The sequence below is a fragment of the Klebsiella sp. JB_Kp004 genome, assembly GCF_040065795.1.
GTDB lineage: Bacteria > Pseudomonadota > Gammaproteobacteria > Enterobacterales > Enterobacteriaceae > Klebsiella > Klebsiella quasipneumoniae.
This window is the reverse complement of the sequence record NZ_JBEAKW010000007.1, coordinates 39036-52619: the sequence shown is the minus strand read 5'-3', so window position 1 is coordinate 52619 and position 13584 is coordinate 39036. Positions and strand designations below refer to the sequence as shown.

14 protein-coding genes are annotated in these 13584 nt (G+C 57.7%); 11 read left to right on the top strand and 3 right to left on the bottom strand.

Features of this window, described 5'->3' with window-relative positions; all coding sequences use genetic code 11:
• Positions 1–105 precede the first annotated feature (105 nt).
• The gene (gene dnaN, locus ABLX76_RS09305; RefSeq protein WP_004145090.1) at positions 106–1206 is read right to left on the bottom strand and encodes a DNA polymerase III subunit beta; all 1101 of its coding nucleotides are present in this window, start codon (positions 1204–1206) and stop codon (positions 106–108) included.
• 4 nt (positions 1207–1210) lie between these two features.
• Positions 1211–2614, bottom strand: a complete 1404-nt coding sequence (dnaA, locus tag ABLX76_RS09300; protein ID WP_086075994.1) for a chromosomal replication initiator protein DnaA — start codon at positions 2612–2614, stop codon at positions 1211–1213.
• Positions 2615–3235: 621 nt separating this feature from the next.
• Between dnaA and rpmH the strand changes: the two genes are divergently transcribed.
• The 10 genes from rpmH to ABLX76_RS09250 all read left to right on the top strand — a co-directional run bounded on the left by rpmH (position 3236) and on the right by ABLX76_RS09250 (position 11347).
• Complete coding sequence (rpmH, locus tag ABLX76_RS09295) at positions 3236–3376, top strand: 50S ribosomal protein L34 (protein ID WP_000831330.1); 141 nt, start codon at positions 3236–3238, stop codon at positions 3374–3376.
• A 15-nt stretch (positions 3377–3391) separates the two neighbouring features.
• Positions 3392–3751, top strand: a complete 360-nt coding sequence (rnpA, locus tag ABLX76_RS09290; RefSeq protein WP_004151535.1) for a ribonuclease P protein component — start codon at positions 3392–3394, stop codon at positions 3749–3751.
• Positions 3715–3972: a membrane protein insertion efficiency factor YidD gene (gene yidD / locus ABLX76_RS09285; protein WP_004151536.1), complete on the top strand. Its 258-nt coding sequence runs from the start codon at positions 3715–3717 to the stop codon at positions 3970–3972. Before rnpA ends, yidD begins: the two co-directional genes overlap by 37 nt.
• Before the next feature lie 2 nt (positions 3973–3974).
• On the top strand, positions 3975–5621 hold the full coding sequence (gene yidC, locus ABLX76_RS09280; RefSeq protein ID WP_023291460.1) for a membrane protein insertase YidC: 1647 nt from the start codon (positions 3975–3977) through the stop codon (positions 5619–5621).
• Between the two features lie 122 nt (positions 5622–5743).
• A complete protein-coding gene (gene mnmE / locus ABLX76_RS09275) occupies positions 5744–7108 on the top strand; it encodes a tRNA uridine-5-carboxymethylaminomethyl(34) synthesis GTPase MnmE (RefSeq protein WP_021313053.1) in 1365 nt (454 codons plus the stop codon).
• 118 nt (positions 7109–7226) lie between these two features.
• On the top strand, positions 7227–7646 hold the full coding sequence (locus tag ABLX76_RS09270) for a GNAT family N-acetyltransferase (protein ID WP_101866088.1): 420 nt from the start codon (positions 7227–7229) through the stop codon (positions 7644–7646).
• Between the two features lie 99 nt (positions 7647–7745).
• Positions 7746–8930 carry an MFS transporter gene (locus ABLX76_RS09265; protein ID WP_101978323.1) on the top strand — a complete coding sequence of 395 codons (1185 nt, stop codon included), beginning with the start codon at positions 7746–7748 and terminating at the stop codon, positions 8928–8930.
• Complete coding sequence (yidZ, locus tag ABLX76_RS09260; protein WP_004202291.1) at positions 8899–9858, top strand: HTH-type transcriptional regulator YidZ; 960 nt, start codon at positions 8899–8901, stop codon at positions 9856–9858. Before ABLX76_RS09265 ends, yidZ begins: the two co-directional genes overlap by 32 nt.
• A 310-nt stretch (positions 9859–10168) precedes the next feature.
• On the top strand, positions 10169–10744 hold the full coding sequence (locus ABLX76_RS09255; protein WP_192870697.1) for a phosphopantetheinyl transferase: 576 nt from the start codon (positions 10169–10171) through the stop codon (positions 10742–10744).
• A 36-nt stretch (positions 10745–10780) separates the two neighbouring features.
• Positions 10781–11347 carry an NADPH-dependent FMN reductase gene (locus tag ABLX76_RS09250; protein ID WP_023291465.1) on the top strand — a complete coding sequence of 189 codons (567 nt, stop codon included), beginning with the start codon at positions 10781–10783 and terminating at the stop codon, positions 11345–11347.
• 45 nt (positions 11348–11392) lie between these two features.
• Here ABLX76_RS09250 and ABLX76_RS09245 read toward each other — a convergent pair whose 3' ends face one another.
• A complete protein-coding gene (locus ABLX76_RS09245; RefSeq protein ID WP_023291466.1) occupies positions 11393–12730 on the bottom strand; it encodes an NCS2 family permease in 1338 nt (445 codons plus the stop codon).
• 169 nt (positions 12731–12899) lie between these two features.
• Between ABLX76_RS09245 and yieH the strand changes: the two genes are divergently transcribed.
• Positions 12900–13565: a 6-phosphogluconate phosphatase gene (gene yieH / locus ABLX76_RS09240; protein ID WP_023291467.1), complete on the top strand. Its 666-nt coding sequence runs from the start codon at positions 12900–12902 to the stop codon at positions 13563–13565.
• Positions 13566–13584 lie beyond the last annotated feature (19 nt).

The window sequence follows — 13584 nt, the reverse complement described above, 5'->3', positions numbered from 1 at the left end:
TTCGTCTACCGCCAGCGCGCAGAAAGCGGAGCGTACACGAAGTACGTGAGCATTTCGAGCACTGCCGGAAGACGAAATGGCAAGTAAACCAGCCCCTTTACGATTCTACAGCCGCATTGGCATAACAACGTAGGCTGCGGATTGAGAAGCCGCATCCTCAATCTGCACGCTCGACACCGAATCCGTCAGCAGAATGCGCACATTCTCGCACTTCAGCGCGTTCAGCACATCAAGCACGTAGCTAACGTTGAAGCCAATCTCCATCTCCGTGCCGGCGTAGGTCACGTCCAGAATCTCTTCCGCTTCTTCCTGCTCCGGGTTATTGGCGGTGATTTTCAGCTGATTTTCGCTAACGTACAGCCGCACGCCGCGGAATTTCTCATTGGAGAGAATCGCCGCGCGGGCAAAAGCCTGCTTCAGAATATCGCAGCCCGCTTCGAGGTGTTTATCCGGATTTTTCGGCAATACGCGGCGATAATCCGGGAAACGGCCATCAACCAGCTTCGAAGTGAAGATAAAATCGCCGACATGGGCGCGGATATTATTGCTGCCGATCTGCACGCGCAGCGGCGTATCACCGCCGTCGAGCATCCGCATCAGCTCAATCACCCCTTTACGCGGCACGATCACCGAATGGTTCGGCAGCGACGCTTCCAGCGGCATCGAACAGACCGCCAGACGGTGACCGTCGGTAGCGACGGTGCGCAGTTCGCTGCCTTCGGTTTCGAACAGCATACCGTTTAAGTAGTAACGAACATCCTGGTGCGCCATCGAGAACTGCGTCGCTTCGATCAGACGCTTCATGGTCGCCTGCGGCAGGGTAAATTCCACCTCGCTCTGCCAGTCGTCAAGATTCGGGAAGTCGGCAGCGGGCAGGGTCGACAGCGAGAAGCGGCTGCGGCCGGAACGTACCAGCATGCGATCGCCTTCCAGCTGCACCGCGATCTCCGCGCCTTCCGGCAGGCCGCGGCAGATATCAAAGAATTTACGCGCCGGAACGGTGGTGGCGCCCGCTTCGTGCGGCTGAACCAGCGCCACGCGCGCCACCATCTCCATTTCAAGATCGGTACCGGTCAGCGACAGCGCGCCGTCCGCGACCTGAAGCAGCAGGTTACCGAGAATGGGCAGCGTCGGACGACCACCTAACGGACCGCTCACCTGTTGCAGCGGTTTTAATAAATGTTCACGTTCTACGGTAAATTTCATAGCGTCACGAGGATAATGTTCTGATTAAATTGGAAAAATCTTCTTTAATGTCGTGGCTTTCTTCACGCAGCTGCTCAATCTTGCGGCAGGCGTGCAGCACGGTGGTATGGTCGCGGCCGCCAAACGCATCGCCGATTTCCGGCAGGCTGTGGTTGGTCAGCTCTTTGGCCAGCGCCATCGCCATCTGGCGAGGACGCGCCACCGAACGGGAGCGGCGTTTGGACAGCAGGTCCGCTACCTTAATCTTGTAGTACTCCGCCACCGTCTTTTGAATATTGTCGATGGTGACCAGTTTTTCCTGCAGCGCCAGCAGATCGCGCAGCGCTTCGCGCACGAAATCGATAGTGATCGCCCGGCCGGTGAAGTTGGCGTTGGCGATAACGCGGTTCAGCGCCCCCTCCAGTTCACGCACGTTTGAGCGCAGGCGCTTGGCAATAAAGAACGCCACTTCGCCCGGCAGGCGGATGTCGTTCTCATCGGCTTTTTTCATCAGGATCGCGACGCGGGTTTCCAGCTCCGGCGGCTCGATCGCCACCGTCAGCCCCCAGCCGAAGCGGGATTTCAGACGATCTTCAACGCCGTTGATCTCTTTGGGATAACGATCCGAGGTCAAAATGATCTGCTGATTACCTTCCAGCAAGGCATTGAAGGTGTGGAAAAACTCTTCCTGGGATCGCTCTTTATTAGCGAAGAACTGAATGTCATCGATCAGCAGGGCGTCAACGGATCGGTAGTAGCGCTTAAACTCTTCGATGGCGTTGTTCTGCAGCGCTTTAACCATGTCCTGAACGAAACGCTCCGAGTGCATATAGACCACTTTGGCGTTCGGTTTACGCGCCACGATACCGTTCCCCACCGCGTGCAGCAGGTGGGTTTTACCCAGACCCGTTCCGCCGTAGAGGAACAGGGGGTTATAGGCGCCGCCCGGGTTATCCGCCACCTGACGCGCCGCCGCGCGGGCCAGCTGGTTAGATTTACCTTCGACGAAGTTATCAAACGTGTGTTTCACGTTAACGTTAGAACGGTAGGTCGGCTCCGCCGGCGCCGGGACATTATCCCAGCCAGGGCGCACGATCGTCGGCGCCACGCGCGCGGTCTGCACCTGCGCCGCCGGGATAGTCGTTGCGGCCGGGCTTACCGCCCCTTTCTGCAGCGAGCTGGCGGGCTTAGCTCCCACCTCAAAACGCAGCTGCGGGGCGTCCGCACCGCAAAAATCATTGAGGAGTCCATTGATATTATTGAGGTATTTGTCCCTTACCCAGTCGAGCACAAAACGGTTTGGCGCATACAGTGCCAGCGTGTTATCGCTCAGTTCCGCCTGCAATGGGCGGATCCACATGCTGAATTCTGTGGCTGGTAACTCATCCTGCAATCGGGCAAGACACTGCTGCCAAAGCGAAAGTGACACGGCGGACTCCACTCGAACATAAAATCGATATCAAAGAAAAACTGAAACAATCGTGATTGTTGGCACACGTCGACAAGACCCTGCATTAGCCGAAAAGCCCCTGCACAAAAGGGGTGACGTGCGAACCGCTATCTGCGGTTATTTCCCGCTGCGGATCCGGGGATCGCGATCGGGACCGGGGATCATAGCCTAAACTGAGAAAGAGATCTTGTGTTTCTCAACAGATTCTTCCCGATTTATCCACAGGAAGGATCGAAACCGGGTAAGTGTAATCGATCCTGGGAGGAGTGAAGCACGATTTCCGCCGCATATTGGAAAAATTAATGAGCTATGCCGCTTTTGGGCGGAAACGATCTAACAAAGATCCTTCAGGATCCTTGCGCTTTACTGGCCAGGCCGTATAATCCCCCACCCGGCGCGTAATGCCCGTTTTCGTCACGCGTCTCAGCTTATTTTTTGTGCGACGAGGTGCGAGAAATAAGGAAAGAGAATTGACTCCGGAGTGTACAATTATTACAATCCGGCCTCTTTAATCACCCACGCTGAGGCGTAAGTCGTTCGAAGTTCGTTCGGGTCTACGCAAAAGTCAGTGAATTTATTCAAGTTTAGGTAGAAATCGCCATGAAACGCACTTTTCAACCGTCTGTACTGAAGCGCAACCGTTCTCACGGCTTCCGTGCTCGTATGGCTACTAAAAATGGTCGTCAGGTTCTGGCACGTCGTCGTGCTAAAGGCCGCGCTCGTCTGACCGTTTCCAAGTAATAAAGCTAACCCTGCGTGGTTAAGCTCGCATTTCCCAGGGAGTTACGCTTGTTAACTCCCAGTCATTTCACTTTCGTCTTCCAGCAGCCACAACGGGCTGGCACGCCGCAAATCACCATCCTCGGCCGCCTGAATTCGCTGGGGCATCCCCGCATCGGTCTCACCGTCGCCAAGAAAAACGTGAAACGCGCACATGAACGCAATCGGATTAAACGTCTGACGCGTGAAAGTTTTCGTTTGCGTCAACATGAACTCCCGCCAATGGATTTCGTGGTGGTGGCGAAAAGAGGGGTTGCCGACCTCGATAACCGTGCTCTCTCGGAAGCGTTGGAAAAATTATGGCGCCGCCATTGTCGCCTGGCTCGCGGGTCCTGATCGGCCTGATTCGAGTTTATCAGCGCCTGATTAGTCCGCTACTCGGGCCGCATTGCCGTTTCACCCCAACCTGTTCTCAATACGGAATTGAGGCCTTACGCAGGTTTGGAGTGATAAAAGGCAGTTGGTTGACGATGAAACGCGTATTAAAATGCCACCCTTTACACCCTGGTGGTGACGATCCCGTCCCGCCTGGACCATTTGATACCAGAGAACACTAACGATGGATTCGCAACGCAATCTTCTTATCATCGCTTTGTTGTTCGTGTCTTTCATGATCTGGCAAGCCTGGGAGCAGGACAAAAATCCGCAACCCCAGCAGCAGACCACGCAGACTACGACCACAGCAGCGGGTAGCGCCGCCGACCAGGGCGTACCGGCCAGTGGCCAGGGGAAACTGATTACGGTTAAAACTGATGTGCTTGATCTGACCATCAACACCCGCGGTGGTGATGTTGAGCAAGCGCTGCTTCCGGCTTACCCGAAAGCGCTGAAATCGACTGAACCGTTCCAGTTACTGGAAACTACGCCACAGTTTATCTACCAGGCGCAGAGCGGCTTAACCGGTCGTGACGGCCCGGATAACCCGGCTAACGGCCCGCGTCCGCTGTATAACGCTGATAAAGATGCGTATGTACTGGCTGATGGCCAGAACGAAATCGTTATTCCGCTGACCTATACCGACAAAGCCGGCAACGTCTTCACCAAGACCTTCACCCTGAAACGCGGTGATTATGCGGTGAACGTGGGTTATAGCGTGCAGAACGCCAGCGAGAAACCGCTGGAAGTCTCGACCTTCGGTCAGCTGAAGCAGACCGCCGCGCTGCCGTCCAGTCGCGATACGCAGACCGGCGGCCTGTCCACGATGCATACTTTCCGTGGCGCGGCGTTCTCCACCGCGGATTCGAAATACGAAAAATACAAATTCGATACCATCCTGGACAATGAAAACCTGAACGTCAGCACCAAAAACGGTTGGGTTGCCATGCTGCAGCAGTACTTCACCACCGCGTGGGTGCCGCAGAATAACGGGACGAATAACTTCTACACCGCCAACCTCGGCAACGGCATTGTCGCTATCGGCTATAAATCTCAGCCGGTACTGGTGCAGCCTGGTCAAACCGACAAACTGCAGAGCACGCTGTGGGTCGGCCCGGCGATTCAGGACAAAATGGCTGCCGTCGCGCCGCACCTGGATCTGACCGTCGACTACGGCTGGCTGTGGTTCATCTCCCAACCGCTGTTCAAGCTGCTGAAATTCATTCACGGCTTCCTCGGCAACTGGGGCTTCTCGATTATCGTCATCACCTTTATCGTTCGTGGCATCATGTACCCGCTGACCAAAGCGCAGTACACCTCCATGGCGAAGATGCGTATGCTGCAGCCGAAAATTCAGGCCATGCGCGAGCGTCTGGGCGACGATAAACAACGTCAAAGCCAGGAGATGATGGCGCTGTATAAAGCGGAAAAAGTGAACCCGCTGGGCGGCTGCTTCCCGCTGATTATCCAGATGCCGATCTTCCTTGCGCTGTACTACATGCTGAGCGCCTCGGTAGAACTGCGTCATGCGCCGTTTATCCTGTGGATCCACGATCTGTCTGCGCAAGACCCGTACTACATCCTGCCGATCATCATGGGCGCGACGATGTTCTTCATCCAGAAGATGTCGCCAACCACCGTGACCGACCCGATGCAGCAGAAGATCATGACCTTTATGCCGGTCATCTTCACGGTGTTCTTCCTGTGGTTCCCGTCTGGCCTGGTGGTGTACTACATCGTCAGCAACCTGGTGACCATTATCCAGCAGCAGCTGATTTACCGTGGTCTGGAGAAGCGTGGCCTGCATAGCCGCGAGAAGAAGAAATCCTGATACTCTTCATTCTTCAAGCCAACGCATCTGCGACTTGGATAATTTAGAGTAGTTACGGTAACGTTAATGCCAGAGAAGGCGGTCAATGGACCGCCTTTTTTACATCTACATAGAGAGTCACCATGAGCCATAACGACACTATCGTCGCCCAGGCAACCCCACCGGGACGCGGGGGTGTGGGCATCCTGCGTATCTCCGGCCTCAAAGCGCGCGACGTCGCGCAGGCGGTACTCGGCAAGCTGCCGAAGCCGCGCTATGCCGACTACCTGCCGTTCAACGACGTTGACGGTACGCCGCTGGATCAGGGGATTGCGCTGTGGTTCCCCGGGCCGAACTCCTTTACCGGGGAAGATGTGCTTGAGCTGCAGGGCCACGGCGGCCCGGTCATTCTTGACCTGCTGCTCAAACGTATTCTGACCCTGCCGGGCCTGCGCATCGCCAGACCGGGCGAATTCTCCGAGCGCGCGTTCCTTAACGACAAGCTCGACCTGGCGCAGGCAGAGGCCATCGCCGATCTTATCGACGCCAGCTCAGAACAGGCGGCGCGCTCGGCGCTGAACTCGCTGCAGGGGGCGTTCTCCGCGCGGGTGAACCACCTTGTGGAAGCGCTCACTCACCTGCGCATCTACGTGGAAGCGGCGATTGATTTTCCGGATGAAGAAATTGATTTCCTCTCCGACGGCAAAATTGAAGCCCAGCTGAACGAGGTGATGGCCGACCTCGACGCCGTCCGCGCCGAAGCCCGTCAGGGCAGTCTGCTGCGCGAAGGGATGAAAGTGGTGATCGCCGGGCGGCCAAATGCCGGTAAATCAAGCCTGCTGAACGCCCTGGCGGGCCGCGAAGCGGCGATCGTCACCGACATTGCGGGCACCACCCGCGATGTGCTACGCGAGCATATCCATATCGACGGCATGCCCCTGCATATCATTGATACCGCGGGCCTGCGCGACGCCAATGACGAAGTGGAGCGTATCGGCATCGAGCGCGCCTGGCAGGAGATTGCGCAGGCTGACCGGGTGCTGTTTATGGTCGATGGCACCACCACCAGCGCCGTTGACCCGGCGGAGATCTGGCCAGATTTTATCGAGCGTCTGCCCGCTAAACTGCCGATTACCGTGGTGCGCAATAAAGCCGATGTTACCGGCGAAGCGCTGGGTATCAGCGAAGTAAATGGCCACTCACTGATCCGCCTGTCGGCACGCACCGGCGAAGGCGTCGAGGTGCTGCGTAATCACCTCAAGCAGAGCATGGGCTTCGATACCAATATGGAAGGCGGCTTCCTCGCCCGCCGTCGCCATCTGCAGGCGCTGGAAGAGGCGGCGAACCATCTGCAGCAGGGCAAAGCCCAGCTGCTGGGCGCCTGGGCCGGCGAGCTGCTGGCGGAAGAGCTGCGTCTCGCGCAGCAGGCGCTGAGCGAGATCACCGGGGAGTTCACCTCCGACGACCTGCTGGGCCGCATCTTCTCCAGCTTCTGTATCGGCAAATAACGTTTAGTCCGTAAACGTTCACTCACCCGCATTAGCGCCGCGTTAATGCGGGTTTTTTCTTGCCCTTTGCGGCGCAACGTTCTCTACTTTTATCTCCCCCTAACCACGAGACTAAAGCATGACCGTTGAATATACCGTGATCGAGAAGGTACCCTCCGCCGAAGCGTTTTGCCACCTGCGGCTGGTAGCGGGCATGTCGCCGCGCCCCGTAGAAGGCGCCAGAGCCGGGCTGCCGCAAAGCTGTTATGGCGTACATATCCTCTGGCAGGAGACGCCGATCGCCATGGGGCGCATCGTCGGCGACGGCGCGATTAATTTCGACATTGTCGACGTCGCCGTCGATCCGGCTCACCAGGGGAAGGGCCTTGGCCGGCTGGTGATGGAGAAACTGGTCGCCTGGCTGGATGCGAACGCCTTTGACGGCGCCTACGTTACGCTGGTGGCGGATGTTCCGGAGCTGTACGCGAAGTTTGGCTTCGAAAGCGTTCGGCCGGAAAGCGAAGGGATGGCCCGCGTCTGGCGACGCCGGGGCCGCTAGTTCGCGTTTCCTGCCAGGAAAATAGCGTTGTCCAAATGGCAACTCGTCTTGCGGAGCGTATCTCACTATGCTGAACGCCATTCACATCGCGAGGATCTCATGACACGCTTTCTTCTCTGCAGCTTTGCCCTGGTTCTGCTCTATCCCTCCGGCATCGATATGTATCTCGTCGGCCTGCCGCGTATTGCTCAGGATCTGGGAGCCAGCGAGGCGCAATTACATATCGCCTTCTCGGTCTATCTGGCCGGAATGGCCTCCGCGATGCTGTTTGCTGGCCGTATCGCCGACCGCTCGGGGCGCAAGCCTGTCGCCATTGTGGGCGCGGCGATCTTTGTTATCGCCTCCCTGCTCTGCGCGCAGGCGCACACCAGCAGCCACTTCCTTACCGGACGCTTTATCCAGGGGATTGGCGCCGGCTGCTGCTACGTGGTGGCTTTCGCTATTCTGCGCGATACGCTGGACGACCGTCGGCGGGCCAAAGTGCTGTCGTTGCTCAACGGCATTACCTGCATCATCCCCGTTCTGGCGCCGGTGCTCGGCCACCTGATCATGCTGAAATACCCGTGGCAGAGTCTGTTCTACACCATGATCGGCATGGGGGTAACGGTGGGTTTACTGGCGGTATTTATCCTGCGCGAGACGCGTCCGACGGCGCCTCCGCAGACGGCTATGCCGCAGCATGGCGCGGATGAATCGCTGTTGAATCGCTTTTTCCTCAGCCGCATTCTCATCACCACCCTCAGCGTAACGGCGATCCTCACCTACGTGAACGTCTCGCCGGTACTGATGATGGAGGAAATGGGGTTCGATCGCGGCACCTATTCCATGACGATGGCGCTGATGGCGATGGTCAGCATGGCGGTCTCCTTCTCGACGCCGTTCGCCCTGTCGCTGTTTAAACCGCGCACCCTGATGATAACCTCGCAGCTGCTGTTCCTGGCGGCAGGCGTGGCGCTGAGCCTCGCCACCCACCAGGCCGTCACCCTGGTCGGGCTGGGCATGATTTGCGCCGGCTTCTCCGTCGGCTTCGGCGTCGCGATGAGCCAGGCCCTGGGGCCATTCACGCTGCGCGCCGGTGTCGCCAGCTCGGTCCTCGGCATCGCGCAGGTGTGCGGTTCGTCGCTGTGGATATGGCTCGCCGCTATCATCGGACTCAGCGCAATCAATATGCTGATCGGGATACTCATTGCCTGTAGCATAGTGAGTCTTGTTCTGCTACTGGTCGCTACCCCGCCGCGGGTTGCGCAACACGATGAAGAAGCCGCTTTCGAGTCTCGATCTTAATTTACTCCTCTGCCTGCAGCTCCTGACCCAGGAGCTCAGCGTCACCCGTACGGCGAAGCGGATGAACGTTTCGCCCTCGGCGGTGAGCAAGTCGCTGGCCAAACTGCGCGCCTGGTTTGACGATCCGCTGTTTGTCAAAACGCCGCTGGGCCTGGCGCCCACGCCGCTGGTCAGCAGCATGGAGCAGGATCTGGCGGACTGGATGCAGATGGGCAACCAGATCCTCGATAAACCGCACCACACCATGCCGAGCGGCCTCAAGTTCGAGCTGGCGGCGGAAACGCCGCTGCTGATGATCCTGTTTAACACCCTCTCCCAGCGCATCTATCAGCGCTATCCGCAGGCATTGATTCGTTTGCGCAACTGGGACTACGACTCCCTGGACGCCATCATTCGCGGCGAGGTGGATATCGGCTTCTGCGGGCGCGAAAGCCATCCGCAGTCGCGGGAGCTGCTAAGCCTGCTGCCGTGGTATATCGATTTTGATGTGCTGTTCACCGACCTGCCGCAGGTCTGGCTGCGCGCCGATCATCCGGCGCTCAGGGAGGAGTGGGATCTGGCGGCATTCTTACGCTATCCGCATATCACCATCTGCTGGGAACAACGCGATACCTGGGCGCTGGACGACGTGCTGCAGGAGCTGGGGCATAAACGTAACGTGGCGCTGACCGTGCCGGGGTTTGAGCAATCCCTCTTTATGGCGGCCCAGCCGCAGCACACCATGCTGGCCACCGCGCCGCGCTACTGCCAGCACTATAATCAGCAGCACCAGCTTCCCCTGGTCTCCCGACCGCTGCCGCTGGAGCCGCAGCATCTGGAAAAGCTTCGCGTCCCCTTCACCTTGCTATGGCATAAACGCAACAGCTACAACCCGAAGCTTGTCTGGCTTAGAGATACGCTGAAAGCGCTCTATTCCGGTACGCTGTAAGCCTTGTTTCGTGCCCATAGCACCTTATTTGCGCAAGAATTTGTAAAATTCAAACAAATTCCCTTTTCAAGGGGGGATTTCGGCATTAAAACCTGTTAATACCAGGCGATAATAGCGCCCGCCGTTTTAATTCAGACCATTACTCACGGAGCGACGTATGGCAACGCATTTTGCACGAGGGATACTCAGTACCGGGGAGCCGCTATCGACACGTTTGTCAGCGGCCTGTCATCAATCCGCACGTCGGCTCCCTGAATACCGGCAAGCCCGCTTTCGCGCTTCGCGGTCGCTGCTCGCCGAACTGCTGTTTATGCTTTACGGCATCAGCGAGCTGCCTGAAATCGTTAACGAAGCCAATGGCAGACCGGTTTTTAGCGATCGTCACCTTCCCCGCTTCTCTATCTCTTATACTGGCAATATCGTTGGCGTGGCGCTGACCACCGAGGGGGATTGCGGCCTCGACATGGAGCTGCAGCGCGCCGTTCGCAGCCACGACGCCGACCGGCAAAATTTCAGTAACAATGAGAATCTGTGGATTAACATTCAGCATGACCCGGACGAAGCGCGCAGCCAGCTGGTGGCGCTGCGCCGCAGCGTGCTGAAGCTGACCGGTGAGACATCAACGCAGCTGCAGCTGCTGCCTGGCTCCGGCCGCCTGCGTACCGCCGGCAGCCTGCCGATCGAAGCCGTCTGTGACGCCGAATCGCTGCTGGTGTGGTCGCTTGCCGCTACCCCGAATATCGGCCCGCTGAAGGTCTGGGAGTATGATGCTAAGGGAGGCGACTGGCACAGCCTGGCGGACGCTCAGCGCCGCGCACGCGAACCCTCAGCCCGCCTGATGCGCTTTACCAGTCTGCCCACGGAAAAAACCTTATCCCTCAATTGACCGGTCTTGCCGGCATCATGATCCAAAGGAGCAATCATGTCAGATACCTTGAAAGTGGTTACGTTACTCGGCAGCCTGCGTAAAGGGTCGTTTAATGGAATGGTCGCGCGTACCCTGCCCGGCATCGCGCCGGCGGGCATGCACATTTCCGCGCTGCCGTCGATCGGCGATATTCCACTGTACGATGCTGATATTCAGGAGGAAGAGGGATTCCCGCAGAGCGTGCAGGAGATTGCGCAGCAGATCCGCGAGGCGGATGGCGTGGTGATTGTCACCCCCGAGTATAACTATTCCGTGCCTGGCGGCCTGAAAAACGCCATCGACTGGCTTTCACGTCTGCCCGAGCAGCCGCTGTCCGGCAAGCCGGTGCTGATTCAAACCAGCTCTATGGGCGCCATCGGCGGCGCGCGCTGCCAGTATCATCTGCGGCAGATTCTGGTGTTCCTCGATGCGATGGTGATGAATAAACCGGAATTTATGGGCGGCGTGATCCAGAACAAAGTGGATCCGCAGTCGGGTGAAGTGGTCGATCAGAGCACCCTCGACCATCTGCGCGGCCAGCTGACTGCCTTTGGCGACTATATTCAGCGGGTTAAAGCATAAAAAAAGCCCGGCAGCGATGCCGGGCTTTTTCATCATACGTGCGGATTAATGTGCATCGATAAAGACAATCTTCAGCACGAACAGCAGCGAGACGATAATGACGCAAGGGCTGAGGTCGCGCAGACGGCCGGTGCCAATTTTCATCACGCAGTAGGAGATAAAGCCCAGGGCAATGCCTTCGGTGATCGAGAAGCTAAACGGCATCATCACCGCGGTGATAAACGCCGGTACCGCTTCCGTCAGGTCATCCCACTTCACGCGCGCCAGGCTTGAGGTCATCAGCACGCCGACGTAAATCAGCGCGCCAGCGGCCGCATAGGCCGGAACCATCCCCGCCAGCGGAGAGAGGAAGATAACCAGCAGGAACAGGATACCGACGACCACGGCGGTCAGGCCGGTGCGCCCGCCCACGGAAACACCGGAGGAGGATTCGATATACGCTGTTACCGACGAGGTGCCGATGAAGGAGCCTGCCACCGACGAGACGCTATCGACAAACAGCGCCTGCTTCATGCGCGGGAATTTACCGTTGGCGTCCGCCAGACCCGCTTTATCCGTCACGCCGATCAGCGTCCCGGAGGAGTCAAACAGGTTGACCAGCATAAAGGAGAAGATCACCCCGGCCAGGCCCAGATTCAGGGAGCCCGCCAGATCGACATGACCGATCACCGAAGTCACGCTCGGCGGCGCCGAGACGATACCGGTGTAGTGTACATCACCCAGCATCCAGCCCAGCAGGGTGGTCACCACGATAGAGACCAGAACGGCGGCATGAATGTTGCGCGACGCCAGAATCGCGATGATAAAGAAGCCCAGCACGCCCAGCAGCACGCTGTGGGAGGTCAGATGACCAATACTGACCAGCGTTTCCGGATTTGCGACGATAACCCCGGCGTTCTTCAGGCCCATCATACCGATAAACAGACCGATACCGCTGGTGATGCCCACGCGCAGGCTCAGCGGAATATTGGCGATCATCCAGTAGCGTACGCGGAAGATCGTCAGCAGCAGCAGGCCGACGGCGCCCCAGAAAATCGCGCCCATCCCGACCTGCCACGGCAGGCCCATCGCCTGCACCACCACAAAGGCGAAAAAGGCGTTCAGGCCCATCGCCGGCGCCAGGGCGACCGGCAGGTTCGCGAACAGCCCCATCAGGATACTGCCGAAAGCGGCAATCAGACAGGTGGTCACAAACACGGCGCTGGTATCCATGCCCGCTACGCCAAGAATTTGTGGGTTAACAAAAACGATATACACCATCGTCAGGAACGTGGTGAAACCGGCGATGGCTTCCGTGCGCACCGTGGTGCCGTGCTCGCGCAGTTTAAATACGCGCTCCAGCAGACCCTGGCCAGAAGACTGGCTGGTTTGTTGTTGACTCATTATCGGTTTCCGAACGTAAGGAGGGAAAATTCGACGCTATCCTATACCAAATTACAGCACCAGGCGCGGTTGTATGGTAATTTTTTTCATTTATTTTGCTTCTACGGCAACGATTGCGTCGCGGCATTGGACATGACGAAAACGTTAAACTTGTTAATATGGAATGGCTATGACTCAACCAGAAGCAGTATTTTTTGACTGTGACGGCACGCTGGTCGACAGCGAGGTGATTTGCTCCCGCGCCTACGTGCACATGTTCCAGGAATTTGGCATTACGCTGGAGCTGGCAGAGATTTTTAAGCGCTTCAAAGGCGTAAAGCTGTACGAAATAATCGACACCATCAACGCCGAGCATGGCGTTAACCTGCAAAAGGCCACTCTGGAGCCGATTTACCGTGCGGAAGTCGCCCGCCTGTTTGATAGCGAACTGGAGGTGATTGCCGGAGCCCAGGCGCTGCTGGATGCGGTAAGCGTCCCGATGTGCGTGGTTTCCAATGGCCCGGTCAGTAAGATGCAACACTCTCTCGGCCGCACCGGCCTGCTGCACCATTTCGCTGACCGGTTGTACAGCGGCTACGATATTCAGCGCTGGAAACCCGATCCGGCGCTGATGTTCCATGCCGCAAAAGCGATGAGCGTTAACGTTGAGAACTGTATTCTGGTTGATGATTCCAGGGCAGGTGCACAATCGGGAATAGCCGCCGGCATGGAGGTGTTCTACTTCTGCGCCGATCCACACAACCCGCCCATCGATCATCCCAACGTGACGACCTTTACCGATCTGGCTGCGCTGCCGGCATTGTGGAAAGCGCGCGGTTGGGATATCACTCGCTAGCCCCCGGCGTCGCCCAACC

Bases quoted from the DNA above. Each gene is read 5' to 3' on its own strand.
- dnaN (WP_004145090.1), bottom strand. From the start codon at position 1,206: ATGAAATTTACCGTAGAACGTGAACATTTATTAAAACCGCTGCAACAG.
- rpmH (WP_000831330.1), top strand. From the start codon at position 3,236: ATGAAACGCACTTTTCAACCGTCTGTACTGAAGCGCAACCGTTCTCAC.
- yidD (WP_004151536.1), top strand. From the start codon at position 3,715: ATGGCGCCGCCATTGTCGCCTGGCTCGCGGGTCCTGATCGGCCTGATT.
- yidC (WP_023291460.1), top strand. From the start codon at position 3,975: ATGGATTCGCAACGCAATCTTCTTATCATCGCTTTGTTGTTCGTGTCT.
- mnmE (WP_021313053.1), top strand. From the start codon at position 5,744: ATGAGCCATAACGACACTATCGTCGCCCAGGCAACCCCACCGGGACGC.
- ABLX76_RS09270 (WP_101866088.1), top strand. From the start codon at position 7,227: ATGACCGTTGAATATACCGTGATCGAGAAGGTACCCTCCGCCGAAGCG.
- ABLX76_RS09265 (WP_101978323.1), top strand. From the start codon at position 7,746: ATGACACGCTTTCTTCTCTGCAGCTTTGCCCTGGTTCTGCTCTATCCC.
- yidZ (WP_004202291.1), top strand. From the start codon at position 8,899: ATGAAGAAGCCGCTTTCGAGTCTCGATCTTAATTTACTCCTCTGCCTG.
- ABLX76_RS09255 (WP_192870697.1), top strand. From the start codon at position 10,169: ATGCTTTACGGCATCAGCGAGCTGCCTGAAATCGTTAACGAAGCCAAT.
- ABLX76_RS09250 (WP_023291465.1), top strand. From the start codon at position 10,781: ATGTCAGATACCTTGAAAGTGGTTACGTTACTCGGCAGCCTGCGTAAA.
- ABLX76_RS09245 (WP_023291466.1), bottom strand. From the start codon at position 12,730: ATGAGTCAACAACAAACCAGCCAGTCTTCTGGCCAGGGTCTGCTGGAG.
- yieH (WP_023291467.1), top strand. From the start codon at position 12,900: ATGACTCAACCAGAAGCAGTATTTTTTGACTGTGACGGCACGCTGGTC.